Source organism: Bacteroides sp. 4_1_36, from assembly GCF_003466325.1.
GTDB classification, from domain to species: Bacteria; Bacteroidota; Bacteroidia; order Bacteroidales; family Bacteroidaceae; genus Bacteroides; species Bacteroides uniformis.
In genome coordinates this window covers 432,391-454,487 of record NZ_QSOX01000001.1, presented here as the reverse complement: position 1 = coordinate 454,487, position 22,097 = coordinate 432,391, and the positions used below count along the sequence as shown (strand labels likewise).

Genomic DNA, 22,097 nt, shown 5'->3' with positions numbered 1-22,097 from the left:
TATGGATAAAGAGAAAGCAAAAGCGCTCAGCAAGACCCTCGCATGCTACAAAGAATTACAAGAGAATAACAGTGTAAACCTGATCGAGTTCCATACCGCTGACGGGCAGAAACACGGTATCGGCAACCCGGAAGCCATCAAGCTGTTGCTTTCGGTGGCCGTCATCGAACTGGAACGCCAGCTCCGGACCGCACAGTTCGGTGATATTCCGGAAAGCCTGGAGAACAGCCGCGAGTACAAGGCGGCCAAACAGCTGGAATACGCCATGAACGATTTGGGATTCAAGTCCGAACGTTTCGCCCAGGCGCTTCCTTATTTCCACAAGACACTGGAACAGACATTCTTCAGAACTGTAAAAGCCGGTATTCTCGCCATGGCGGAGCGTGACCCGCGCTGTATCGACGGGCGCAACGAGGCTTCTTACGAAATGTGCCGGATGCTGGCCCCCATGTTACAGGATACCAGACTTCCATTCATCTAAAAGGACATGTTCATAGACGAGAGGACACAGAACCGGATCCATGCCATCCCCGGCGAGAGCATTTCCCATAGCACGATGCGTACGCAAGACCTGATCCCGGTGTTCATGGATGTTATCCGTGACACACCGGAGTACGTGCAGGTGATGGATGCCGTCCCCGCCCATGCCATGGAAGACAAGGATGCTGAATGGTGGAACAGCGATGACGCGGCCGGATTGCTGGAATCGCTGTTCGACACGCTTGACAGCTGCTCCCCGGAGGATTACTATTTCGGCGCCCACCCCGGTAACGGCTCCGATTACGGATTTTGGAAAATGGACTAATGAATGCCGGAACATGATACGGATTAAAAAAGACAAGTGGCATGGCATCCTCAAAGACGGGATTTGTATCGGGCAAATCTATCTTGCCCGTGCCGAAAGCAGGAAATTGAGATACTGGGCAATCTCTTGCGTGAGTGGAATCGGTTTCAACACTTTCAATGAAGCCCGCAGTTATGCCAAAAATTTCCTTTAATAAAAGAACCGCATGATAAATTGGATACAACAGATGCTTTTGTGCCGTAAAAAGACGGACAAAGGCAGAATGACACTCGGGAAGGTGCAGGAAGAGTATGGCGGGAACGATGTATGCATGGGAGAACTCCTTGATGCCCTTCCCGCCGACGGACTTTCCATAGAGGAAGCGTTCGGGCTGGCTATCGCCGCCAAGAAATGGGCGGACGGAGACCGTTTCTACCGAAGTATCAACGATGGAGAACCGGAAGAATTGTAAACAACAACAGAACAATGAAGACAAAGAAAAATGGACAGATATGATTTCATAAGATTCGGGGAACAGGTACGCTGGTACAACGAAAGTGAAGACCTGATGGAAACCATGCAGGTGTGCTGCCCCGTATATCCTCCCGTGCAGGGCGACACAAGGGTACAGCTGGTATCCGCCGGAATAGAGGCGCTGCAATCGGGATGCGGGTCGGAAAAGACGGTCAGGGCCTCGCAGCTCGTGCCCTTCATAAGCCACTTCGGCAGGGGATACTGGGAGGCTCTCACACAGGCAGCGGACAATGGGGCAGGCACGGACCTGCTCGAAGCGATGATCAGAAACAGCTGTCTGGGCCTGGGAGAACAGATATGCCTGCTTTGTGGCAAGGTGTCGGCAAGCGTGCACGCTGCATTCTGCAGGGTATATCCCGAAGAGGGAAGCCTGCTCGACGTCATTGAGTGGCAGGGAAAGGAGTACCCCATAAGGAAGCTGACACTGTTCCGGGGGACGGAACAGGAAATGGAAACAACCGTATCGGTCACCGCATTGCAGAGGAAGCTCATCGGACGCAGGAGCGGCGCACCCGTTTCAAAAGCCGCAGAAAGGATCGATGAAGGTATTTATTATTACTGTGAACAGGAAAAGGAGTTCCTCCTCCCGCAAGAAGGCCTCACCGCATTTGTAGAAAGGGGATGAGACAGGGAAATGATACGATATACACAGATAAAGACAATTGAAAATGAAAAAAGAACCGAGTAAAACGCAAGAAAACGGCATATCGGATACCGGCATTCCCATGCCGGACGACATCCTGCCGAGACTTGTCAAGGAAAAAGATGCCGGCAAAGAATATATGGCCGCTACCCGTGAAAAACTTATGCGCCTGCTCAAGGAATACCTTGGGCAAAAATACGGGCGGAAAGTCCGCTTCATCCTTCCGACGGGTGATCCGGCCGGTGACCTGCTGGACGGGAAGGGATTCTATCCCTGTTCGGTGACCATATACGACAAGTACGGTTTTGCAGCCTGCAGCAGTGCCGTATCGGTAGAGCTGACTGCGGAAGGAAAAATTCTCATCCCTACCGACGAGGCCGGAAAAATCCACGACGCGGAAGAGTACCTCTCAAATGACGACCTGCTGTCCTTGTGCGGAACGGTAGAAGAATACGAACGGCTGTTGCCTGAAATCCGCAAGGAACTGGCAGAAAACGGGAACTGGAAAGAATTTGCCCGAAGAATGCTGGAGGAAGAATTCCCGCAGGCAAAAGTTGAGGTACGGGAGGAGTTTATCCGGGACTGCTGGGAGAACCTGCAGACAGAAAGTTATAACCTCCAACACTTTGAACGGTATTGTCAGGAAAAATAATAAAAAATATACGAACCATGTCAGACAAGATATTACAGATGTTCTTCGACATCGGCCGGTGGAAAAAGGCCATTGAGAAAGGCGTGCTGAAAGACATCCGGAAAGACCAGCTTATCCGGCTGACCGACGAGCATACCCGTATGGCCATGGCCGATGCCATGATACAGGGGAAGTACGAAATCGCTCCCCCGCATACCGCACAGATACCGAAGGAGAACGGCGAGTTCCGTACGGTATACATCAACGAGCCCGTCGACCGGGTAGTGCTGGGCATTGCCAACGACCTGCTCTTTGAACTCATGCCGGAAATGGTACACCCCTCGTGTAAGTCCTACCAAAGCGGTATCGGCTGTGGCAGCGTAGTCACCGAGGCCAGCCGCCGGATAGCGGAAACGAGAGGCGGCGGCATTCTGGGCTGGAAGTCGGACCTGAGCAAATATTTCGATAGTGTGCCGATACGGTACATTGACGAGGCGTTCGACAAGGTCGAGGCCAGACACGGACGCTCCTCCTTAATTGACGTGCTCAGGAAGTACTACCACAACGATCTTTACTTCGATGAAGACAACCGCCTTCAAGCCAAGTACCAGTCCCTCAAACAGGGCTGTCCCGTGGCAAGCTGGCTGGCCGACGTGCTGCTCCATGATCTCGACGGGGAACTCTCAGGAATGACAGGCTACTACATCCGATACTCGGACGACATGCTGTTCATCGGGAAAGACTACGGGAAAGCAATGCAAGTGCTGGAACAAAGGCTCGGCGAGAAAAGCATGAAGCTCAACCCGAAGAAGGTGGAATACCTGATGTCCGACCGCTGGTTCAAGTTTCTCGGGTTCAGCATCAAGGGGGACATGATCTCCCCTTCGGCAAGCCGTATCAAGACTTTTCAGAAAGAGATTGAACGCCGCACGATCCGCAATCCCCGCACTACCCCGGCAAAAGCGGTCAATGCAGTCAACCGCTACCTGTATAAGGGCAACGGGGAGTTCAGCTGGGCGACCCAGGTGCTTCCGGTATGCAATGTCCGCAGAGACCTTGACGAACTGAACAAGTTCGTGATGGACTGCCTGCGGGCCGTAAGTACGGGCAAGCGGAAGGTAGGCGGTCTGGGATATGTCAGTACCGGGCAGGACGGCTGCATTGTCCGGGGCAAAGGGCGCAACGTGAAGGCGAACCGGGGCAAGACCCCGGGAATCATTCCGGGCTACCTGACCATAGGATGCATGCGCGGCGCCTTATTGACGAGCCGGGCGGTGTACAATACGCTGGTAGCATCGTTATAGGGCATGCCGGGCACACGGCAGAACGGGTGAACGGGCAGGTTATTCAACGTTACAGGCTTATAACCAGAATCCATATAGGAATTAACCGGTCTAACAGCCGGTTAATCCCACCTTGATTCTGGCTGCGCCTGTAATGTATCGGGAAATTAGAGTCATGTGCCGTCTGTCCCGCACCCGTTACCGGAGCACACCGGGAAAGTTCAAGGAATAGGTTTGGGCATCCCGCGTACCGACGTCTTCTTTCCGAGTCTGAAGGCGGCTGACCGTCGCCTTCGGACTCCGCAGAAGACCCATACGCGGGATACATCGGAAGCATAAAGCCATGTGCCGGTATTATGAGAACTTTCAGTCTTTTCCAGCACGGGAACGTGCGGTTCGGGGGAATGGATTCAGCCCGCTGTCTCCGATAAGCCCGTATCGCGCCGTCGTATCCCTAGCGTCATACGACGGCGCCATTCCGGCTTCCGCCACAGCAGACATCGGACCTGTAAAGGAACGTGCCGGCATTCCGGGAACCGCAAAAAGAACAGCACAGGACAAAGGGGGCAAGGCCGGGATTTCAACAGAGCCGCGATTTACACGGCTGGAACCTTTGTCATCTCCTGCTAACACGACAGATGACACAGGGTCCAGCCGTACTCGCGGCCCGTATCAGGTTTTTAAAGGGATGTGCCGTCCGGATGAGCCCCCTGAACAGAAGGTAGCGCGACCGCATATGCACGAGAGACCCAAATTCAAGATACAGTATTCAAGCTTGGTCCTGAGCCAGGCTACTACCTGGTTCAGGACCGAAGTCCTACTGTATTTATCAGGACTATAAAGATACGCGCCAGGGGTTTGAGTGCCATTAATTGTAAACAGGTGAGAAAATGGAAGATATTTACCGAGAAACCGTCACCGCCATAGAGAACGGCGCAAATTTCCGGATTGATTTCCAGTCCAGAAGTTTAAAAGTAAACGGGAGACACATGATACGGAACGGCAGGCATGATGGCGCTCCGTGGTTGCCGAAGTACGGCTGCGGGGATTTTTTCACGGATGTGGAGGATCTGTACCGCCGCTATAAACATTCGATACCATCGGAGCGCAGCCAGAGCAAGTCCCGCCGGTATTTCATGGCATTGCCCGAAAGTGACCTCGAGGACGGGGACATGCTGTATGGGCAACACCGGGACACCGCTCAATTCGAGCTGGAATTCTATATCCTCTGCCGGATTATGGGCGGGTTCACATGGAATCCCGAAACGATGGGCAAATGGTTCTGGCAAAGCGAAAAAGACAAGGACCTGGTGATACTCAGAGAATGGGTGGAGCCCGGAAGTAATCAACTATTAACAAATTCACAATGAGCAGAAAGAAACAAGAAACAAAAATCCTGTGCCCCGGATGCGGCACGGAATTCGCCATCGCGGACAAGGAATTTACCGCCACGGGCATCGTTATCGGCAAGAATTCGGGTTTGGGCACGGTCTATCCGGCGGTGGCCGGTCATAATCCCCCTGCCGGACTTCCCAAAGGGGCGCGCGAGCGTATCGAGGCGCTCCGAGGCGCCGGTGTGGACGTGAGCTGCCTGTTCGCCATGCAGGGAGCCGGGGGTGGCGAGTACGTCGCCTCCAACAAGGACGGGAAACTTACCATCCTGGATGACAACGACCCGATATTCGGCTGCATCATGGCACAGGGTACCGTTCCCAACAACCGCCTCTTCCGCCGGTGGGTCATGGCGCAGATGTTCCACATGATGTCATATACGCATCACTGCCGGAAAGAGCCGGCAGGGGTGACCGAGATGATCCACAGGAAAGGCTATGATTACCAGTGGAAAATGCTCCTGAACGAGCTACACGCCCAGATGAAGATGGAACACAAGGACATCACAGGTTTTGTAGAGAGAAACCGCTGGTTCAACCGTGATGTGGTTCTGGCCATCGCGAGCGACTATGTCAGCGCGCTGAAAAAACACGTGGGTAACCTGGAAACAAGAAAATGCAAGGGAGTTCCCTACAAGCGTGTATACGGCCGTAATATTTTCGTGGAGGACCTGCAATCCAAACTGTACTACCCGCTTTCCATCGCGATAACCCACATCAGGCACGCGCTGGACGCCGCACAGCTTTACAACGCGGTCAGACAGTTCAATGACCGCCGTATCCGGCTGCCATGGGATACTCCTCAAAGCAAGGCATGGATGGACGCCTATAAGGGCGCCGGGGCGTTCTTTACCATGCAGAACCTGATCCGTTTCCACGGCTGCACAGCCATTGACGATTCGGGGCGCAGGCTGGACAAGTACCAGTCACTGGCGTTCCTGTCAGCAAAAGCGGAAGAGTATAAAAACGGAGAAGGATGGCGGTTGCTGGCAGTCCTGAAAAAAATGCTGGCGGACAACAATATCAACATCAAGAAGAAGATGGCGGCATGGCGTAAGAAGTAGGCCGTCATCTCCATCCGCCCGGTAGGCGGCACGGTGTGGCGGGTCAGAATAAATCAGTACTCCCTCCATTGAAATGATGCTCATCCCTGTTAACACAAGATGAGCTTCTTTCAATGGAGGCATTACATCGAAAACGTAAAGAGATGCCCCCGTTTGACGACCACACCACTATTCTAATCAAAACGACATAATCCTTTATACGATGAGCAAGAAACAACTACGACGCAGGGCTTACCTGCTGTACCGGTTACGAAAACAGGGTATCCGATGCCTGACGCGCTGCCGGACCATCTTCTATCCTTACGGGGAGGATCCGAAATCAGTACCGTACATCCGCAGCCTGATAAGCGAGTTCCATTTCCTGGTCCAATTTGAAATATCCGCCTGACATGCAACCGGGAGACATTGCAACATTGAAAGTGCCCTACAAGGGCTATCGCCGCATAGAGCTGCTGGAACGGCTCCAATACACCTGGCTGGTACGCATCTGTGAGAGCGGGAAGGAAATCGAGGTCTATGAAGACGAGTTCGAAACGGATTAAAGGTACGGAACAATGAAAGGAGAACAACAGGAAGAACGCGTACCGAACTTCATCGGTAATGCCGTCATTATCCTCACGGCCAGCCATCTGGGCTGCAGGGTGGAGATGCTCGCCACCGCACAGGAGGTGTGGCGGACGAAACGCCTGCCCGAGGCGGTGCTGCTGGGCATGTACGAGAAGGCCGCACGCGAGGCCGTGTCGGCTGTCTGGAAGAGAGGCCTGGCGGAACAGGCGGACCGTCTCGGAGAGATATTTTACAAGACGGGGGAATTTCCTCCGGACAAAAAACGGGAACACTAAAAAAGACACCAGTATGAGAGCAAGAACCTTTCAGGAAATATACGACTTCTGTCGTACGGATGACACCTATCGGAGCTATTTCGAAGTATCGGACGAGTCCCGCATCACCGGGGCAAAGGCAAGAAAGTACTATTACGGCGATATTCGCCGCGGCCAGTGCCGCGTGGGAACATTCATCTACTGCCAGTCAATGCGGCAGCTTGAAAGGTTCCTCGGGGGCGCAAGGCAGGATCATTACATCCATATTGACCCGCTGACCTGCCGGGAAGTGAGTCTTAAGGACGATATGTTCCCCCACCGGACCGCCTATATCGTGGTACACGTCAGGCGGCAGGGCGTGCGGATTGAAATCGAGCATCCCCTGCACAAAGGATGGGTAGATTTCACGGCACGTTCCCACCGTCCCTTCACCAGGGAGGGAATCATAGCCGAGGCGAAGTCCTATATTGACAGGCACATCCTGCTGGCACCGGGCAGATACCGGGACTTGCAGCTGGAACATATGGTTTTCAGGGAACAGTTCCCCACATGGTACAGGCAGTATAAAAAGAGACTGCATGACCGGGCGGAAGCCGAACATCAGGACATGGTGGAGAGATACCGGTACAGGAATGACATCACCTACGGGGAAGCCCGTGACATGCTTGCGGCTTCAGGCATATTTTTCGACCTGAACTGCGACGAGTTCGAGCGGGATGAGATTACGGAACAATTTGTACAACTCTGTAACAGAACTTGAAATGGAAACGGACATAGTAAGAAAATGTATTGCGGACTATCTGCACAAGATAGACAGGTACAGGCAGCAACGGGATGAACTGCAAGGAAGGATTGATGCGACCCGCCGGAAAATTGCCTGGCATGAAAAGCGGATCATCAGGCTGTCAGAACAGCAGAAACGTATCGAAAGGCCGTGGTGGACGAAGGAAATCGTGGCTCCCCTCATGCGGGAAGTGGCACGCCTCACCCCGGAGGTGGCATGGAGTGCCGAAAACCTGTACACCCATGGGCTGAGGGCAGCATGTTCTGTTTACGGGGAAGCACAAAACGGCGGGACCGTCGGCCTGACTTTCACGTTTGACGGCGGTGTCCTCAGTTATGACACCGGGGAAGTCACACGCCGATTCGCTCCGGGTACGCTCGGTGATATCAACGGCATGAACAATGTCTGCGCCCCCGTGGAGAGTGTGGACACACTGGTTGCAAAAGTAAATGGACAAAGAGTGGAACTTAAAAGCCAAGCGGATGAACCTGTATAATCAAATCAAATATAACGGATACCACATCAACATCTACTATGATGACGATGCCGGAAGCCCGCGAAAAATGTTCGACAACCTCGGTACGCTCTACACGGCACACCGTCGCTACCGCCCGGAGAAGGAGTTCGATGAGCACTTTGATATCGACAAGGTTTTTGACGGGCGCATCGGAAATTTCCGGGGATCGTTCCTGAAGGAGTATATCGCCTTGCCGGTCTATCTCTACGAGCATAGCGGCACTACGGTATCCACCTCGCCGTTCAGCTGCCCGTGGGATTCCGGATTTTTCGGCATCATCGCGGTACCGTTGGACAAGGTGCGCCGGGAATACGGGTGGAAGAACATCACCGTGGAACGCAGGAAGCGGATCGAGGAATACCTGCAAGGTGAAATCAAAACCCTTGACGACTACTACACCGGAGAGGTCTTCGGATATTGCATAACACCGGAGGATGACGACTCCAACGAACTGGACAGCTGTTGGGGATTCTACGGAACGGACAGTCTGAAAGAGATGGAAGCCGAATGCAGGCATATCATCGACGGACTGGACAAGGCGGCAGCATAAAATAGAAAAAATGATTGACATGGAAGAAAAACAAGATTATAAGGAGATTAAGGTACGCCTGCATCATATAGATCGCGGGAACTGCACGGAAGTCTGGGAAGTACAGACGGAGGAAGGCAAGCCCGGGCGCTATCTGGGACGTGATGACGGTTATGGTCCGAAGGAGTGGTACACGCTCTGCGATGCCCCCTACGGATATTGCGAGAGGGACTGCCACGTAAGGACGGACCTCATCCTTGTCATATGTGACAAGAAATGGAACGAGGTACTGCGTGACGGAATGGACAGGGAACGCTTTCCCGAAAGTTTCCCTTCATTGGACGAGGCATGCAACGAGGCATGGGACAAGGTCGTGAAAGGGCTTCCGCATGTCACACGCAAAGGTTTCGGGCAGTGGATTACCAAACAGTCATTCCTTCCGCTCAGCCAGACCGAGGAGCTGAACTGGCGGGATTGCTACTGTGAGGAAGAGGCAAGCGAGATTCTCTCGCGTTTTACATGGATCAGTGAAGAGTACGCCATCTTCAAGGTCACCCGGCGGCACACCAAATGCGATGCACGGTGGTACGAGTATTACGCGGGCAAGACAAACCGGCAGGAACACGAAAGTTACGTCCGTTTTTTCGGATACGAGTTCCATGACCGACATGTCAGCGACGTAATCGGAACACTCGGCAGGCGGTGTGACGACATCTTCCGTACTGTGGTGGAAACCCGCACGGACCACTACTACGGGCGCACGGTTTCCTATTTCATGGACGAGATCATCGGTTACGACCTGTCCCATGAACAAGTCCGTGACGCCAAGGAATGCAGGTTACGAAAGGCACGGGAAGACTATGATGAGGCGCTCGCCTATTATCATTGGCTGGAAAAGAATGGGAACGGTATCCCACAGAACACAGAACAGGAAAAACAGTCACAATAACTAAAAATACAATTCAAAAGTATAACTACAATATAAAAAACATATATAATGAGAACATCATACGGACTTGAATTCAATACGGTAACAGAAATCAATCCTGAATGGAGCGATTATGACAAGACAATAGCGGAATGCCACCTGGCCAATACCGGTGTGGTCATCGTGGATACGGAGTACGGGCAACCGATAGACAACGAATATGACCTTGAAGAGATCTACCGCCTTCTCGAAAAGGAGAATAAAAAAAGCGCCGCCAGGGTAATCCGGTCTCCCTTCCAGCTTCTTGACGAGCTATGCCTGTTGGAACCCGGGAGCACCATCCACTGTACCTGTCTTCACGGGAAGGACATGGACAATCCCCTGACACTGAAGGAGAAAAACTGCCGCATCGGCGACTGTCCCACGTTCGTACTCGCACATAATGACGGGAGCACGGTCAGGGTTGACGGCGAGCAAATCATGGAAGGCAGCTGCCGTTTCGATCTTCCCGGATGGGAAACCCCTCCCGCCGGGCAACTGCGGTATGTAAACAGGACATACCCTGACGGCATTCCGGTACGGCTGGAAGTATTTTCCTACGATTCTCCCGGAAACCTTTACGTGGGACTTCTCTCACCGGAGAATGACAACGTGACATCATGGGGATCCTTCACCGACGTGACGGTAAACATGCGCCCCCTTCCTCCGTATTATGCCTTCGTCAAGGAGTACAGCGAGAACGAGGGAATGGGCGAGTTTCTCACCCGGAACGGCATCGCCTGCCGCTCCCATGTCATACCCGATATCCAGAACGGATTCGTCACGATGCACGCCTACCTGTTCGACAGGGAACGGCTCGCGCTGCTCGCGCCGGACACTTTTCCCGATTACGAAAAAAGCCTTGTGGAAGAATGATACCGACTACCATGGAAGTAAAGCAGGAAAATAAAGGCATCAGGGTACGCTTGAACCATATCAGACACGGGGAGTGTATGGAAGTCTGGCAACTACAGACACCCGAAGGCAAACCAAAACGCTACGTCTGCCGCGATACTTACGGTGAGAATTGCTGGTACTGGCTATGTGACGCCCCATCCGGCTGTTGCGAACGCGATTACGCAATCAATAACGACATCGCTATAACAGTGTGCGACCAAAGCTGGCGGGAAATCACGCGGGACAGCAATAACCGCAGACGTTACGCGAAAAGTTTTGCGACATTGGAAGATACCTACACCGAAGAGTGGAGGAAGATTGCCGGCAACTATCCGGGAGTGACACGGAACGGTTTCAAGGAATGGATTCTCAAGCAATCGTTCCGCCCGCTCAACGGGACTGAAGAGGCCAACTGGCAATATTGTCGGCATGAAACGGTGGCAAGCGAGACTTTGGCACATTTTACATGGATCGGTGAGAAGTACGCCATCTGCCGGGTCACCCAGAAACATACCGAATGCGACGCCCGGTGGTACGAATATTATGCGAGGAAAGTACAGGGAATATATTACGGACACACCCATTTTTTCGGTTACGAGTTCCATGACCGGCATATTAGCGACGTGCTCCGGACGCTCGGCAAACGGTGCGAGGACATCGGCAGCACCGTGGTGGAGACCCGCTACAGGAAGGGCCACTCTGCCATGTCCTACTTCATGGACGAGTTCATCGGTTACGACTTGTCCTATGAACAAGTCCGTGACGCCAAGGAATGCAGGTTGCGCAAGGCAAGGGAAGACTACAACGGGGCGAACACCTACTATTACAAACTGAAAGAGAACGAGGTGAGTGTCCGAGGCATCGAGGCAATACTGCTTGCCATGAGAAAACAAATGCTAAAAGCGAAAAAACAATAAATATTGATATGGAAACAAGTAAAACTATTAAACCAGAAGAAAATGCCGAAGCATCCGAGATGCTCGGCTATATCATGGGGCAGCTGAAACACAACGGTGGTAAATGGGACCTGACCGATGATGCGGGCAAGCCCGTCATCTTTGATACGGAAAAGAACGTGTATATTCCAGATATCATGCTTTCAAAAGACTGTACTCCGTGTGCGGTAATCCCGCTGGGATATTTCGAGGATGACACGATCCGTGCCATCGTGGAAATGATTTCCTTGTAATAATCCTCCAAATGAGATTCAAGGACAACGGACTGGCCAACCTTCACGACCGGAACCGTGAGGAAAGCGGTTTCTGCTGCATGCAACTGATCACATTCCTTACGGACAATGGAGTGAAAAGCTGGGATGAATGGCACCGGGCGCATACCGACGCGGCCCGGGGCGAATGCAAATACCGGACACGATGCCCGGTTTACCGGCGCAGTAAAAACAAGACAGAATCAGACAAATAAATACTGCAATGAATAAAATAAGGCCCGAACTGTTGGAGCGGATAAGAAAATCCAACGAGGAATACAAAAGGATTGGATCCCTGTTGAAACCTTTGGGATTCACGCTTTGTACGGGAGCGGTCTTTTACGGAGAACGCCCGTTCAGCATGTACTGCGGTAAAATGGAAGACTACCGGTCTTTCATCGACAATATCGACAGTATCAGGGAAAGGTACCGGAAACGGAAAAACGAGAGCCTGGGAATTTATGAAACAAGAAGTCAAAAGCAACATCCGCAGAATCGAAGCGATACCGTACTGCATAAGAAAAAGAAAGACATATGATACTCAACATCGTTAAGAACGGAACAGAAAACACCCGCATAGCGGAAGCTGTCAGGGAGGTATTCCCCGACTCGGAAGTGAAAGTAAAGGAGGATTACGGCATGTCCGTGGACATAGAGATAAGCTCCCAGGAAGGGCTGCACAGCCTGGAAGGCCTCAAAGAGCTGGAGGACTGTTTCAAGGACTATGACATAAGAATATGGTGACCGCCACGCAACGGGCGGCAAACCGGAAATTGTTCAACTACAGATAAAAACAATCAACATGAAACAAGAAAATCCCACAGTACCGGAAACAGACAGAATTTTTCCGGAAGATGATGACGCGCTTTACCGCGAAATGACAGCGCACATGCCCGGTTGTTATTTCCCGACTTCGCTAAGCGAGGATGGCATCCACGAATTTGCCGGGGAGGAATTTCGCCGCATCAGGAACATTGTCTGCCGGCACTATAACTTCGACGAGGACAAATATATCCAAGAAAACGCCGGCGTATCCCCTTTCGATTCCGTCCAAGACAACTTCGAGCTGGAAGTGTACAGGCGTATCCGTAAGGATTATATGCAACTCAGTGTCATCTCCATTAGAGAATCACTTTTGGGGAAAATTCGCCGTGCCGTGGAAAAAGAGAACAATATTATCGGCACGTTTTACCGTAACCGTGGCGTGCATTACCGGGAGTCGGAATCACCGGAGTATGAAACCTCCCCGATAGTGGTGGTCCATAATCCCGTTTTTTACGGATACGGCGGTTACGAAGGTGCGACAGTTTATGAACTTTTCATCAACGGGAACGGCAAACTGCTCTGCACGCTCAACGGTGAGGCCGGCGAGGATTTTGATGAGCCTGCCGAAAACGTACAGACCGAAGGACTGCTCAATATCACCCACTGGCTGGAAGAATACGGGTTTATCCCTGATGATACTGATGACGACGAGATTACCGTATGCGACGAGTGCGGTTCAGACAATATCCAGACACAGGCATGGGTGGACCCGAATACCCGCATATTCATTGGCACTACGGGCATTGACCGTGATGACAACTGGTGTGACGAATGCGAGGATCATCTGCCCTTTACCACGCTTAAAGAATTTAAGGGACGTATGCAGGAATGGTGGGATTCGCTGGATTCAAATCAGATGGAGAAGATTACAGGCTACCGTCAGAACAAGCGTCAGGCATTTGTAAAAGCCTGCAATATATGGTGGGGCAACAAGAACTACGACGAGAAACGTAAAATCTGGAAAGAACATAACAATTATTGACTCATGGTTTACAATCTTCTTAAACGCATACAGAACCTGTTGGTTTCCAAGCCTTCCGGAACAAAGGAGGAATTGGAACTCCTAAGTCTGGTCAACCAGGCGCTTCCTACAATGCTCAATGGGCGTGAGACCGAAACACTTGCCCCCAATGAACTGCTGGTACGGATATGTCCCGACACCAAACATCCGGTCCTCGTATGCCATGACGGCAACGGGCAGTGCCTGTGCCTGCATAACGGGACGACGGAAGAGGATGCCATCGATGTGGACTTATGGCTGCGTTCCAACGGCAGGGAGTGTAACGGCTACAACAAGTTGCAGGAGGCAGTCGTGGACCTTGCCTACAATGCCGGAGCGGACAACCTATGGGAAGATATGGATTCCCGTGCCGTCAATGCCGAGATCGTCCGGTGGGCGGAGGAATTCGAGACTGAACATGCGGGCACTGATTGGGATGCGGGGGACTACTTCCTTGCCATCGACGGGTTTTACAGGAAAAAGGCAAAACAAATGAATCCGGCCGCAATGTCGGCGGACTGAAAAATGGTAACCGAATGGACAAGGAAACTGCAGAAGAAATCATCCGGGAAAACCGTTATCCGTCCGGATATGACATACAAGACTATCTGTCGGACAATAAGGATACGGTGCTTTCTCTGGAGGATGGAACGGAGCTGCTTGACGACTTCGACCTCTGGAAAGAACATTCCGACCTCGAACTTGAGAAAACCATGGACCGGAACTACTGGTCCTCGGCAGGTGGGTATTAGATTAAACACAAAAATAATATTATGGTAAGAGAACTTTATCAACGGCTCAGGGAATATTTCAACAACTTACCCGAACCGACAGAAGAGGAAAAACAATTTATCCGGAAGCTGAACGCCGGGTATTTCCCCATCACGTCCGTCCATCGCGATGACCTGGAAGGGAAAGGTTTCGATGTGAAAAAGATCAGCGATGACGACATGCAGAACCTGGCGAAAAAGATGGCGAACGATTACTATGAACAGTTGTTCTGGCTCAGCATGGAAATTATCGCCGGAGAAATCCTGGGTTTCCCGAAAGTAAAAACAAAAGACATTATCTGTCCGAAATGCAATTCGGAAAATATCCGTTATGATATTCACGAAAGCCGGTTCCACTGCGACAAGTGTTTTCAGGCATGGGATGACAAACTGTATGTGCTCGTGGAATTTCCCGGGGACAGTGCCCCTTTCGAGGAAGAAGGAACCGGTTACCCGGCATGGGAAAGCGGGGACAACGGGGCGCTTTACGTGTCCGAGGAAGACTATGTCCGCCATACCGGCAAATCTCCCGAGCGGGACAAGTGTTACCGGGCCGTATGCTGGCCGGACTCCCAGAAATACATGGGGACGAAGGGCTGTGACCCCATACAGGATGAAAACGGGATACGGGATTTCGGCACATCGGCATACTGGGTGCCGATACTTCTGACGGAAGAAGCGGCAGGTCGACGAATGGACAAGAAAATGGCACCGGTATGCCCCGAATGCGGGGGCACCGATATTGACATTCTTAGTGACGAGGGCGTGGCTGTATGCAACGGCTGCCACCTTGAATGGCCTTACGTGGAGGATTAAGGGATGGAGAAAACAATGACAGTAGACGTATATGCAATCAGTGGTGATTTTGTCACCTGTTCCGATTGCGGCAAAGTGATGCTCCTTCCGCACGGCGCGGACAAATGTCCCGCCTGCCGTTCGGAAGGGACCCTCGCATGGACGGACGACGCATTGCAGGAGACCGACATCGACGGACTGGTCGGACGGCACTGCAACCTGCACCAGAAGGTCGCCCCCACACCGGAGGAATACCTGTCGCTCTCCACGCTGGCGACGGAATACATCCATTATCTGGCCGACAGACCGCAGACAGCGCGTGAGACCCTCTCGCTGATCCTTGAAATCAGCTCCCTTTTCGAGAAGCACTGGCAGGAAACGTGCTGCTTCCAGTCCGAGAACCTGTACACGCCGGCCATCAACAGCCTGCTTGACAAGCTGGACCGGAAACTGAGAGAGGGCGATGCGATCCCGATAGAATACCAGAACTGCCGTTCCCTCGGCGAATTCTTCCGGGTGGTCGCCGACGACCGTCCGGCAAGACAGGAGGTGCTGTTCTCCTCGGACAGGGAGGGCAACTTCTATTTCAACGGGCGGAAAGTCACGGTGGTGCCGTCCATGGACTACGCCTACCGGCTGAGGAAGACCCGGATACACACCAGCTACAACCGTCCGGCGGACTTTTACTTCCGCTTCCTGGCCCGTTACGGCCCGTACGGCACCTACGGGAACTCCTACTATCCGAGCGTCACGGACATGATATGCCGGCGCTATCTTCCCGACGCGACAGAATAAATTCCGGAAGGCGGTGGACGACGCTCCACCGCCTTTCTTATTGTATAACTTTTTAACACCAATCATTATGGCAACAGCATTAGCAACAACGGCTGCCCCCGTGCAGTTCGATTTTCAGAACAACAACGTCGAGGTGATGACACTCGACACGCTCCGACGCACACACAAGGAGAATGACATCTACGGCAACCCGCTCAAGGGAATTTACCATTACGAGGTGATAGAGCGCATGGCGGGTCTCTGCCAGAAACACAACCTGAACTACGAGGTGGAGGAAATCTTCGCCGCCCAGAACAAGAACAAGGCCCAGCCCGGCGTGGTCGTCCTGCCCCAGGTGGAACAGAAGTTCGGAACATCGGCTGTCGAGGCACATATTCTGCGCCGTGTCTACACGACCATCCGCATCAAAGAATGGGAAACGGACGAGTTGACCACCACGCTGGTCGTTGCGTTCCATCAGGACGGCATACAGGCTGCAATAGGCCCCTGCGTTAAAGTGTGCCACAACCAGTGCATCCTCTCTCCCGAACGCAGCGTTTCGAACTATGGGAAAGAAAAGGCCTCCACCGAACAGCTTTTCGAGCGCGTGGATGAATGGTTGTCTAACTTCGAAGTGCAGATGAATGAGGACCGGGAACGTATCCGCCGTCTGAAAGCGAAAGTGATTACCCCCGTGGAAATGTACGCCTACATCGGCCTGCTGACCGCCTTGCGCGTATCACATGACAGTTCCGACAAACGCCTCTCGTCCAAGGTGGAAACCTACCCGCTCAACCAGTCCCAAATTTCAATTTTTACCGAGGATCTGCTCAAACTTGCCGAGGAGAAGAAAACACTTACAGCGTGGGACATCTATAACGTGGCAACCGAAATCTACAAACCCGGTCGCACGGACATCCCAGCCATGATTCCCCAGAACGGGGCATTGGCCGAGCTGATGCTCTCGGAAAACCTGCCTGAAGCCTGACCATGACCCGCATCAGAGGACAACTGACAACAGCGGACTACCTTCCCATGGATATGTTCCGAAAATTGCTCGATGCATTGGAAAAAGACGGTGAATACCTGTGGGCGACCTACTGCTGGCTGTCATTCTGTACGGCATTCCGGGCTTCGGACGTACGTACACTCCGATGGAAAGACGTGCTCGGCCGCAACCAGCTGGTAAAGACGGAGAAGAAAACCCGCAAGAGCCGCATGGTGAAGTTCAGCCGATATGTACAGGAAAAGACGCGGCATCTGTACGGGCTGCAGGGCAGCCCCGATGTGGAAAACCTGATTTTCATGAACCCGCAAACCGGCAATCCGTACTCTCTGGAATACATCAACCGGTTGCTTAAGGTGTTCCGGGTCAGATACCGGATTCCCATACGCGCTTTTTCCACACATACCTTCCGCAAGACCTTCGGGCGCTATGTCTACGAGATGATGGGGCGTTCGGCGGAAGCCCTGATCCTGCTCAACCAGATATTCCGCCATTCCAATCTGGAGACCACACGACGCTACATCGGGCTGGCGCAGGAGGACATCGACAAGGTATTCAATTCCATACATATCTGACAACAATTTCAAGGACGCCCGGAAACCGGATGGTTGGTTTCCGGGCTATGCTTAATATGACAACATCTAAAAAACAACACTGTAAAAATGGATAAACCGATATATACAGACACCTACTTCCGCATCGAATCCGGTTACGAATGGGGACGTGGTATGTCAGAGGAAAAGACAGAGACATTTTTCGCCGAAATCAGAAGCCTGTTCTCGCAAAACGGCTTCACAATCGAGGAGCGCAAATACGGCGGTTGTCCGGATGTCGTGCTGGATAAGACACGGCTCTACTGCCACCCGCAAGAACTCTCCGGTCCCGTAAGGAAAGAACTTATCGGACGCATCGAGAAGATTCTGACGCAAGGTACGACATTCCAATACCTGCGTACCGACACCTACGGGGAAGTCCTCGACCTGACGGAAGAGGAAGAACTGGCGTATTACCGCGAAGTCCATGCCATGGGCATTGAGGGGATATTCAGCGAAGCCTTCCGTACCAGACGCCGGAACTTGTACAAGAGCCGTGAGCAGGTGCAGGAGATACTTGTCGAAAAACTCCGGGTCAAGACGTTCCGTGAGAGTTCCGTCTATTCAAGCACCTCCCCGGCGTGGCGCTATATCCGTGAGATCTACGAAAAGATGCTGGCCGAAGGGAAGCTCGTGGAAGGGTACAAGCATACCGGTTCAGGAAAACTGATGCTCTGCCGTACGGCAACCGACAGGGAAATCCTGCCAGACAAAGCAAAGAAATGACGGGAAGGAACCGTTTGCCATGCACTCTCCGGCCATCGTCATGCCGGTCAAACAACCCTTTTCAGGCGACCGCATGCAAGTAATCCGGCAGATATCAATTTCCAGCCAAAGCTGCAGGTAGAAAGAAAGCAGCCAGATTATACTTTAATAAAAAACAAGACAATGAGCATACAAATCGGGAAACTGTTGCCGGACGGCAGAGTCCGGCACATCAAGGCGCTCCATGAGACGCTTTCGAAAGACCTTGTGAGGAAACTCCGGGTGTTCTATCCTAACGACTGCCGGGTGGACGCCCTGCTTTCGCTGGGCGACATACATAAACTGGGACCGTCACCCTATGGGAAATGGACAGGGGCCGGTGACGTTGTCCATTGCTTTTCAAAGATCCGTGACGGACGGGAGACCCGGCAGCAATCCGTATCACGCATCGCGGACAACACGGACATTTTCAGCCGCATGGAGAACACGTGCCTCCTGTTCGATAGTGGTAAATGGTATATCATAGACAAGGGCGAACGACGTGAACTGCAGCTTTCCGTTGAAGACACGCCCTCCCATGACAGCATGAAGCCGATAACTGTTTATGTAAATAACCGTGCCAGACTCGAGAAGATCGAAACGCCGCATTGGCAGGAGCTTCAGGAGCTTGCCGAACGGGAATCCCGGATACTCTATGTCTACCGCGGTAGCCGTCTTGTGAGAATCGTACGATCATCCAAACTTAAAAAGAAACTGTATGCTACACAATAACATCGTATCGGCCATAGAATGGCTGCCGGACTGCCTGTTCACGGAAGAGATCGTGGAGGCAGCCGTCGAGAGCAAGGAAATAGAGGTGCTGAGCCATATTCCGGGACGCTTCCTCACACCCGAACGTATTGAACGCATCATCGCGGGCAGTACGGACAACTGGCACAGCTTCGAGCTGCGCAATATCCCGGAGGCGTGCCGTTCGGGGGCAGTCTGTGACTATGCCACGCGCAAAAAACCGAAGAACATCACCGCCGTTCCCGAGGCAATGGTTACCCGTGGGATGGCGGAAGCGGTCATACGAAACGGACGCGGTGATTTTGACATTCTCGCTTTCATACCTGAACGCCTCTGGGACGCACAGCTGGCATACTCGGCCTTGCGCAGCTATATTTACGATCCGTATTACACGGACAGCAGGACAGACGCCGTCATGAAAACGGGTCTTATCCTCGGATATGTCCCCGTTGGGGTAAAGACTCAAGGGTTCTATTACGGGATGCTCGACGAGATGAAAATATTAAGCACGGTTACCGACGCCGTTGTGCCGCCGCGCTTCAAAAACGCGGCGTATTACCGCAAGATGGCGGAACATGACCTCTCGCTTGTTCCCGCCCGGTTCTATTCCTATGGGATTCTCCATGCGGCTGTCTGCTCGACCGAAGGGAAAAACTTCATCACAGACCCCCAGTTTTTCAAGCCGTTGTCGGCATATCTGGATGACATGCTGGCGGACCGGCTGATGGAGAAACACCCTTACATGTTCGGGGAGCTGCCGAAGCGGTTCAAGACACCGGAAAGACTGGTCATCGCCATCGATAACAGCAAACGGGAGACAAACTGCTATATCGATGGGGAAACTGAACAATCCCTGCTCACGACGGAAGTATGCAAGGCGTTCGTCCGAAGAAACGGCAACTGTCCCGAATTTCCTGAAAATGTATGGACGCGGGAATTTGTCGACTACTGCATGGAGCACGGGACGTGTTTCCGCTGGTTCCGCCAGATGCCCAAAAAGTTCCAGACCTCCGCGAACACACAGGCGGCGTATGATTACGGTCATTACCATATCTGTGACTTTGCCAAACGGTTCATCACCCCGCAAATGGCGAAAGAGTGCTACCGGGAGCGCAGTTATGCACATGCCATCCCCGGACATTTCCTCACGGAGTTCTGCCGACAGACCGGACTGCCCGAGAAGTTTTACGGCAGGGAAACCACGATGCTGTCGCTGAAAAACAGCCGTGACGACTATACTTACTGCAAAATCGGCAATACCTGTCTGGCTTTTTACCTGAAAGAACGATACGAGCCGTCCTCGGCACACCTGATGATGACCCGGTCGGATTCAAAATACTGCACGCCGGAGAAGGTGTTCGACGTGCCTGTCGGAACCTTCCACCGCACGTGGCTGGAAAAGAACGTGGCGGAGAATGACCCGCGTTTCGTCAAGCCCCGAGTGGACAAGTCGCTGAAAGCCGTACAGGCAATCTGTTATTACGGTGTCGAGAAATTGAAGGACCTGAACCGTACGGAAATCTTCCGCAACACCTTCATGGGCGAGACCGTCGGTTACTGCGCCCGGCGCGGGAGCCTGACCTACCACAGCGACAACTGCGGGACCCTTATCGAGGGGCTGAAGTTCAAGATCCGGGGAATGGCCGTCCCCGTAACCCTGGCGGAAGACATGACTCCTTATACGGCCGACATGCTGCACCAAAAATTCGGATTCTGCTATGTCGGCATGACGGCATTCGCCACGGACTACGATCTGGACATGGAGAAGGCGTATACCTTTGCACAGATGCGCCAGATCGTAAGGGAGAAAGGGCACAAGCCGTCATTGAGAAACTACAAACGTGAACTGAAACAAATAAACATCATCTGATATGAAAAAATACCGGATAGCTATCGAAGAGACACTCCGCAAGGTCGTGGAGATTGAAGCGGAAACGCCCGGACTGGCCGTCTGCCGGGCGGAAGACGAATACAATGAAGAGAAACACGTGCTGTCGGCCGACAATTTCGCTGGGGCCGATATCGCGCTCTCGGCCGATGACACCACGCTCATGGAGGCACTGGGCAATACGGATTTCATGGAGTATGTGCAGTGCCGGTTCGAGGAATACCGGGAATCCATATCCATCGAGGACAAGATCAGGCTGGCGTTCGGAAGTTTCGACAATGCCCTATTCGAGTTCGGCGAATACCGCAAGGAGGCGGCCCGGAACCGTCCGCAGGTCTACCTGCTGTACAGGAGCGACGCCTGGCACAGCCGTTCTTCCATGGAACTCATAGCCCCGTTCTCCTCCCTCGAAAACATGATGGAGTACCTGCGGCGCAAGAAAAAGGAATTCCGCCTGACAGAAAGTGACCTGGAAGAGTTCGAGAACAACCGGCAGACGCAGGGACGTGACGGGAACTACCTGTACGAGTCGGATTATCTGGATGTGCTGCCGGAACAAGAACCCGAACTGCCGCCGAAAGACGACGCTTTCTATGACAAGGTTTTCACTTGCGGGCAATCCGAGCTGTCACGCAGGGAGCTGGAATCCCTGCCGGAGCCGTTCAACACCTGCCATGTTACGGACGAACAGATGGAACAGATTGTGTACGAAACGGAAATGGAGACCCGCGACCGGCTGCGGCTCGGTGAAGGCGAGTCCATCGATTTTAACAACGACCGCCATAGTGAAATCTGGTGGGAAGAAATGGAAAAAGCACTGGTTAGGCACGGTGTACCATACTACGAAGACGAATAACGGAAACAGAACCTGTTCATCACATGCCATAATGATGACGGGCC

General features: G+C 52.7%; 33 protein-coding genes. 32 read left to right on the top strand and 1 reads right to left on the bottom strand.

The window, feature by feature from the left end:
• The first annotated feature begins 1 nt into the window (after window position 1).
• The 7 genes from DXD65_RS02165 to DXD65_RS02135 all read left to right on the top strand — a co-directional run bounded on the left by DXD65_RS02165 (window position 2) and on the right by DXD65_RS02135 (window position 3,896).
• The gene (locus DXD65_RS02165; RefSeq protein ID WP_117887319.1) at window positions 2-481 is read left to right on the top strand and encodes a hypothetical protein; all 480 of its coding nucleotides are present in this window, start codon (window positions 2-4) and stop codon (window positions 479-481) included.
• A gap of 105 nt (window positions 482-586) precedes the next feature.
• Window positions 587-805, top strand: a complete 219-nt coding sequence (locus tag DXD65_RS02160; protein WP_230372782.1) for a hypothetical protein — start codon at window positions 587-589, stop codon at window positions 803-805.
• 13 nt (window positions 806-818) lie between these two features.
• A complete protein-coding gene (locus DXD65_RS02155; protein ID WP_032534373.1) occupies window positions 819-998 on the top strand; it encodes a hypothetical protein in 180 nt (59 codons plus the stop codon).
• Between the two features lie 12 nt (window positions 999-1,010).
• Window positions 1,011-1,256, top strand: coding sequence for a hypothetical protein (locus DXD65_RS02150; RefSeq protein WP_057279729.1), 246 nt, complete (start codon window positions 1,011-1,013; stop codon window positions 1,254-1,256).
• A 30-nt stretch (window positions 1,257-1,286) separates the two neighbouring features.
• On the top strand, window positions 1,287-1,943 hold the full coding sequence (locus DXD65_RS02145) for a hypothetical protein (protein WP_032534375.1): 657 nt from the start codon (window positions 1,287-1,289) through the stop codon (window positions 1,941-1,943).
• Between the two features lie 43 nt (window positions 1,944-1,986).
• Window positions 1,987-2,613, top strand: coding sequence for a hypothetical protein (locus DXD65_RS02140; protein ID WP_101602783.1), 627 nt, complete (start codon window positions 1,987-1,989; stop codon window positions 2,611-2,613).
• Between the two features lie 17 nt (window positions 2,614-2,630).
• Window positions 2,631-3,896, top strand: a complete 1,266-nt coding sequence (locus DXD65_RS02135; protein WP_101602784.1) for a reverse transcriptase domain-containing protein — start codon at window positions 2,631-2,633, stop codon at window positions 3,894-3,896.
• A 345-nt stretch (window positions 3,897-4,241) separates the two neighbouring features.
• On the opposite strand, the gene DXD65_RS21085 is transcribed toward DXD65_RS02135, so the two are convergent.
• On the bottom strand, window positions 4,242-4,508 hold the full coding sequence (locus DXD65_RS21085; protein ID WP_182424289.1) for a hypothetical protein: 267 nt from the start codon (window positions 4,506-4,508) through the stop codon (window positions 4,242-4,244).
• A gap of 257 nt (window positions 4,509-4,765) precedes the next feature.
• Here DXD65_RS21085 and DXD65_RS02125 point away from each other — a divergent pair, with 257 nt between their 5' ends.
• From DXD65_RS02125 to DXD65_RS02005, 25 genes are all read left to right on the top strand, one after another.
• A complete protein-coding gene (locus tag DXD65_RS02125; RefSeq protein WP_101602786.1) occupies window positions 4,766-5,245 on the top strand; it encodes a hypothetical protein in 480 nt (159 codons plus the stop codon).
• A complete protein-coding gene (locus tag DXD65_RS02120; protein WP_101602787.1) occupies window positions 5,242-6,330 on the top strand; it encodes a ubiquitin carboxyl-hydrolase in 1,089 nt (362 codons plus the stop codon). The genes DXD65_RS02125 and DXD65_RS02120 overlap by 4 nt, the downstream gene beginning before the upstream one ends.
• Before the next feature lie 371 nt (window positions 6,331-6,701).
• A complete protein-coding gene (locus DXD65_RS20955; protein ID WP_153882929.1) occupies window positions 6,702-6,872 on the top strand; it encodes a hypothetical protein in 171 nt (56 codons plus the stop codon).
• 12 nt (window positions 6,873-6,884) lie between these two features.
• Window positions 6,885-7,172, top strand: coding sequence for a hypothetical protein (locus DXD65_RS02110; RefSeq protein WP_101602789.1), 288 nt, complete (start codon window positions 6,885-6,887; stop codon window positions 7,170-7,172).
• Window positions 7,173-7,185: 13 nt separating this feature from the next.
• On the top strand, window positions 7,186-7,911 hold the full coding sequence (locus DXD65_RS02105) for a hypothetical protein (protein ID WP_101602790.1): 726 nt from the start codon (window positions 7,186-7,188) through the stop codon (window positions 7,909-7,911).
• A 1-nt stretch (window position 7,912) separates the two neighbouring features.
• Window positions 7,913-8,431 (top strand): hypothetical protein, encoded by a 519-nt coding sequence (locus DXD65_RS02100; RefSeq protein WP_101602791.1) that lies wholly within the window; start codon window positions 7,913-7,915, stop codon window positions 8,429-8,431.
• Window positions 8,418-9,002 (top strand): hypothetical protein, encoded by a 585-nt coding sequence (locus DXD65_RS02095; RefSeq protein WP_048697822.1) that lies wholly within the window; start codon window positions 8,418-8,420, stop codon window positions 9,000-9,002. Before DXD65_RS02100 ends, DXD65_RS02095 begins: the two co-directional genes overlap by 14 nt.
• Before the next feature lie 19 nt (window positions 9,003-9,021).
• Window positions 9,022-9,930 (top strand): hypothetical protein, encoded by a 909-nt coding sequence (locus DXD65_RS02090; protein WP_101604281.1) that lies wholly within the window; start codon window positions 9,022-9,024, stop codon window positions 9,928-9,930.
• Window positions 9,931-9,978: 48 nt separating this feature from the next.
• Window positions 9,979-10,824: a DUF4313 domain-containing protein gene (locus DXD65_RS02085; RefSeq protein ID WP_101602792.1), complete on the top strand. Its 846-nt coding sequence runs from the start codon at window positions 9,979-9,981 to the stop codon at window positions 10,822-10,824.
• A complete protein-coding gene (locus tag DXD65_RS02080; protein ID WP_229093120.1) occupies window positions 10,821-11,762 on the top strand; it encodes a hypothetical protein in 942 nt (313 codons plus the stop codon). Before DXD65_RS02085 ends, DXD65_RS02080 begins: the two co-directional genes overlap by 4 nt.
• A gap of 8 nt (window positions 11,763-11,770) precedes the next feature.
• Window positions 11,771-12,034, top strand: coding sequence for a hypothetical protein (locus DXD65_RS02075; RefSeq protein WP_101602793.1), 264 nt, complete (start codon window positions 11,771-11,773; stop codon window positions 12,032-12,034).
• A gap of 11 nt (window positions 12,035-12,045) precedes the next feature.
• On the top strand, window positions 12,046-12,267 hold the full coding sequence (locus DXD65_RS02070; RefSeq protein WP_057279717.1) for a hypothetical protein: 222 nt from the start codon (window positions 12,046-12,048) through the stop codon (window positions 12,265-12,267).
• A gap of 8 nt (window positions 12,268-12,275) precedes the next feature.
• On the top strand, window positions 12,276-12,590 hold the full coding sequence (locus tag DXD65_RS02065) for a hypothetical protein (RefSeq protein WP_101602794.1): 315 nt from the start codon (window positions 12,276-12,278) through the stop codon (window positions 12,588-12,590).
• Entirely contained in the window at window positions 12,587-12,796 is a 210-nt protein-coding gene (locus DXD65_RS02060) for a hypothetical protein (protein ID WP_057279715.1), read from the top strand. The genes DXD65_RS02065 and DXD65_RS02060 overlap by 4 nt, the downstream gene beginning before the upstream one ends.
• Window positions 12,797-12,854: 58 nt before the next feature.
• Window positions 12,855-13,859 (top strand): hypothetical protein, encoded by a 1,005-nt coding sequence (locus DXD65_RS02055; protein WP_101602795.1) that lies wholly within the window; start codon window positions 12,855-12,857, stop codon window positions 13,857-13,859.
• 3 nt (window positions 13,860-13,862) lie between these two features.
• Window positions 13,863-14,399: a hypothetical protein gene (locus DXD65_RS02050; protein ID WP_101602796.1), complete on the top strand. Its 537-nt coding sequence runs from the start codon at window positions 13,863-13,865 to the stop codon at window positions 14,397-14,399.
• Between the two features lie 14 nt (window positions 14,400-14,413).
• Window positions 14,414-14,629, top strand: coding sequence for a hypothetical protein (locus DXD65_RS02045; RefSeq protein ID WP_101602797.1), 216 nt, complete (start codon window positions 14,414-14,416; stop codon window positions 14,627-14,629).
• A gap of 21 nt (window positions 14,630-14,650) precedes the next feature.
• The gene (locus tag DXD65_RS02040) at window positions 14,651-15,463 is read left to right on the top strand and encodes a hypothetical protein (protein WP_101602798.1); all 813 of its coding nucleotides are present in this window, start codon (window positions 14,651-14,653) and stop codon (window positions 15,461-15,463) included.
• A 15-nt stretch (window positions 15,464-15,478) separates the two neighbouring features.
• Complete coding sequence (locus tag DXD65_RS02035; protein WP_229093119.1) at window positions 15,479-16,237, top strand: hypothetical protein; 759 nt, start codon at window positions 15,479-15,481, stop codon at window positions 16,235-16,237.
• A gap of 67 nt (window positions 16,238-16,304) precedes the next feature.
• Entirely contained in the window at window positions 16,305-17,204 is a 900-nt protein-coding gene (locus DXD65_RS02030; RefSeq protein WP_101602800.1) for a DUF932 domain-containing protein, read from the top strand.
• A 2-nt stretch (window positions 17,205-17,206) separates the two neighbouring features.
• Complete coding sequence (locus DXD65_RS02025) at window positions 17,207-17,797, top strand: tyrosine-type recombinase/integrase (RefSeq protein ID WP_101602801.1); 591 nt, start codon at window positions 17,207-17,209, stop codon at window positions 17,795-17,797.
• 87 nt (window positions 17,798-17,884) lie between these two features.
• Window positions 17,885-18,541, top strand: a complete 657-nt coding sequence (locus DXD65_RS02020; protein WP_101602802.1) for a hypothetical protein — start codon at window positions 17,885-17,887, stop codon at window positions 18,539-18,541.
• A gap of 162 nt (window positions 18,542-18,703) precedes the next feature.
• Window positions 18,704-19,291: a hypothetical protein gene (locus DXD65_RS02015; RefSeq protein ID WP_101602803.1), complete on the top strand. Its 588-nt coding sequence runs from the start codon at window positions 18,704-18,706 to the stop codon at window positions 19,289-19,291.
• Window positions 19,278-21,179 (top strand): hypothetical protein, encoded by a 1,902-nt coding sequence (locus DXD65_RS02010; RefSeq protein ID WP_101602804.1) that lies wholly within the window; start codon window positions 19,278-19,280, stop codon window positions 21,177-21,179. Before DXD65_RS02015 ends, DXD65_RS02010 begins: the two co-directional genes overlap by 14 nt.
• A 1-nt stretch (window position 21,180) precedes the next feature.
• Window positions 21,181-22,053 (top strand): DpnD/PcfM family protein, encoded by an 873-nt coding sequence (locus DXD65_RS02005; RefSeq protein WP_117652805.1) that lies wholly within the window; start codon window positions 21,181-21,183, stop codon window positions 22,051-22,053.
• Window positions 22,054-22,097: the final 44 nt, after the last annotated feature.

What these genes read in the sequence shown, in the direction of transcription:
- DXD65_RS02165 (WP_117887319.1), top strand. Translation starts at nt 2, where the DNA reads ATGGATAAAGAGAAAGCAAAAGCGCTCAGCAAGACCCTCGCATGCTAC.
- DXD65_RS02055 (WP_101602795.1), top strand. Translation starts at nt 12,855, where the DNA reads ATGAAACAAGAAAATCCCACAGTACCGGAAACAGACAGAATTTTTCCG.
- DXD65_RS02030 (WP_101602800.1), top strand. Translation starts at nt 16,305, where the DNA reads ATGGCAACAGCATTAGCAACAACGGCTGCCCCCGTGCAGTTCGATTTT.
- DXD65_RS02135 (WP_101602784.1), top strand. Translation starts at nt 2,631, where the DNA reads ATGTCAGACAAGATATTACAGATGTTCTTCGACATCGGCCGGTGGAAA.
- DXD65_RS02070 (WP_057279717.1), top strand. Translation starts at nt 12,046, where the DNA reads ATGAGATTCAAGGACAACGGACTGGCCAACCTTCACGACCGGAACCGT.
- DXD65_RS02010 (WP_101602804.1), top strand. Translation starts at nt 19,278, where the DNA reads ATGCTACACAATAACATCGTATCGGCCATAGAATGGCTGCCGGACTGC.
- DXD65_RS02145 (WP_032534375.1), top strand. Translation starts at nt 1,287, where the DNA reads ATGGACAGATATGATTTCATAAGATTCGGGGAACAGGTACGCTGGTAC.
- DXD65_RS02155 (WP_032534373.1), top strand. Translation starts at nt 819, where the DNA reads ATGATACGGATTAAAAAAGACAAGTGGCATGGCATCCTCAAAGACGGG.
- DXD65_RS02080 (WP_229093120.1), top strand. Translation starts at nt 10,821, where the DNA reads ATGATACCGACTACCATGGAAGTAAAGCAGGAAAATAAAGGCATCAGG.
- DXD65_RS02025 (WP_101602801.1), top strand. Translation starts at nt 17,207, where the DNA reads ATGACCCGCATCAGAGGACAACTGACAACAGCGGACTACCTTCCCATG.
- DXD65_RS02035 (WP_229093119.1), top strand. Translation starts at nt 15,479, where the DNA reads ATGACAGTAGACGTATATGCAATCAGTGGTGATTTTGTCACCTGTTCC.
- DXD65_RS02150 (WP_057279729.1), top strand. Translation starts at nt 1,011, where the DNA reads ATGATAAATTGGATACAACAGATGCTTTTGTGCCGTAAAAAGACGGAC.
- DXD65_RS02085 (WP_101602792.1), top strand. Translation starts at nt 9,979, where the DNA reads ATGAGAACATCATACGGACTTGAATTCAATACGGTAACAGAAATCAAT.
- DXD65_RS02090 (WP_101604281.1), top strand. Translation starts at nt 9,022, where the DNA reads ATGGAAGAAAAACAAGATTATAAGGAGATTAAGGTACGCCTGCATCAT.
- DXD65_RS02125 (WP_101602786.1), top strand. Translation starts at nt 4,766, where the DNA reads ATGGAAGATATTTACCGAGAAACCGTCACCGCCATAGAGAACGGCGCA.
- DXD65_RS02020 (WP_101602802.1), top strand. Translation starts at nt 17,885, where the DNA reads ATGGATAAACCGATATATACAGACACCTACTTCCGCATCGAATCCGGT.
- DXD65_RS02045 (WP_101602797.1), top strand. Translation starts at nt 14,414, where the DNA reads ATGGACAAGGAAACTGCAGAAGAAATCATCCGGGAAAACCGTTATCCG.
- DXD65_RS02140 (WP_101602783.1), top strand. Translation starts at nt 1,987, where the DNA reads ATGAAAAAAGAACCGAGTAAAACGCAAGAAAACGGCATATCGGATACC.
- DXD65_RS02105 (WP_101602790.1), top strand. Translation starts at nt 7,186, where the DNA reads ATGAGAGCAAGAACCTTTCAGGAAATATACGACTTCTGTCGTACGGAT.
- DXD65_RS02120 (WP_101602787.1), top strand. Translation starts at nt 5,242, where the DNA reads ATGAGCAGAAAGAAACAAGAAACAAAAATCCTGTGCCCCGGATGCGGC.
- DXD65_RS02100 (WP_101602791.1), top strand. Translation starts at nt 7,913, where the DNA reads ATGGAAACGGACATAGTAAGAAAATGTATTGCGGACTATCTGCACAAG.
- DXD65_RS02005 (WP_117652805.1), top strand. Translation starts at nt 21,181, where the DNA reads ATGAAAAAATACCGGATAGCTATCGAAGAGACACTCCGCAAGGTCGTG.
- DXD65_RS02160 (WP_230372782.1), top strand. Translation starts at nt 587, where the DNA reads ATGGATGTTATCCGTGACACACCGGAGTACGTGCAGGTGATGGATGCC.
- DXD65_RS02065 (WP_101602794.1), top strand. Translation starts at nt 12,276, where the DNA reads ATGAATAAAATAAGGCCCGAACTGTTGGAGCGGATAAGAAAATCCAAC.
- DXD65_RS02060 (WP_057279715.1), top strand. Translation starts at nt 12,587, where the DNA reads ATGATACTCAACATCGTTAAGAACGGAACAGAAAACACCCGCATAGCG.
- DXD65_RS02095 (WP_048697822.1), top strand. Translation starts at nt 8,418, where the DNA reads ATGAACCTGTATAATCAAATCAAATATAACGGATACCACATCAACATC.
- DXD65_RS02075 (WP_101602793.1), top strand. Translation starts at nt 11,771, where the DNA reads ATGGAAACAAGTAAAACTATTAAACCAGAAGAAAATGCCGAAGCATCC.
- DXD65_RS02040 (WP_101602798.1), top strand. Translation starts at nt 14,651, where the DNA reads ATGGTAAGAGAACTTTATCAACGGCTCAGGGAATATTTCAACAACTTA.
- DXD65_RS02050 (WP_101602796.1), top strand. Translation starts at nt 13,863, where the DNA reads ATGGTTTACAATCTTCTTAAACGCATACAGAACCTGTTGGTTTCCAAG.
- DXD65_RS02015 (WP_101602803.1), top strand. Translation starts at nt 18,704, where the DNA reads ATGAGCATACAAATCGGGAAACTGTTGCCGGACGGCAGAGTCCGGCAC.
- DXD65_RS02110 (WP_101602789.1), top strand. Translation starts at nt 6,885, where the DNA reads ATGAAAGGAGAACAACAGGAAGAACGCGTACCGAACTTCATCGGTAAT.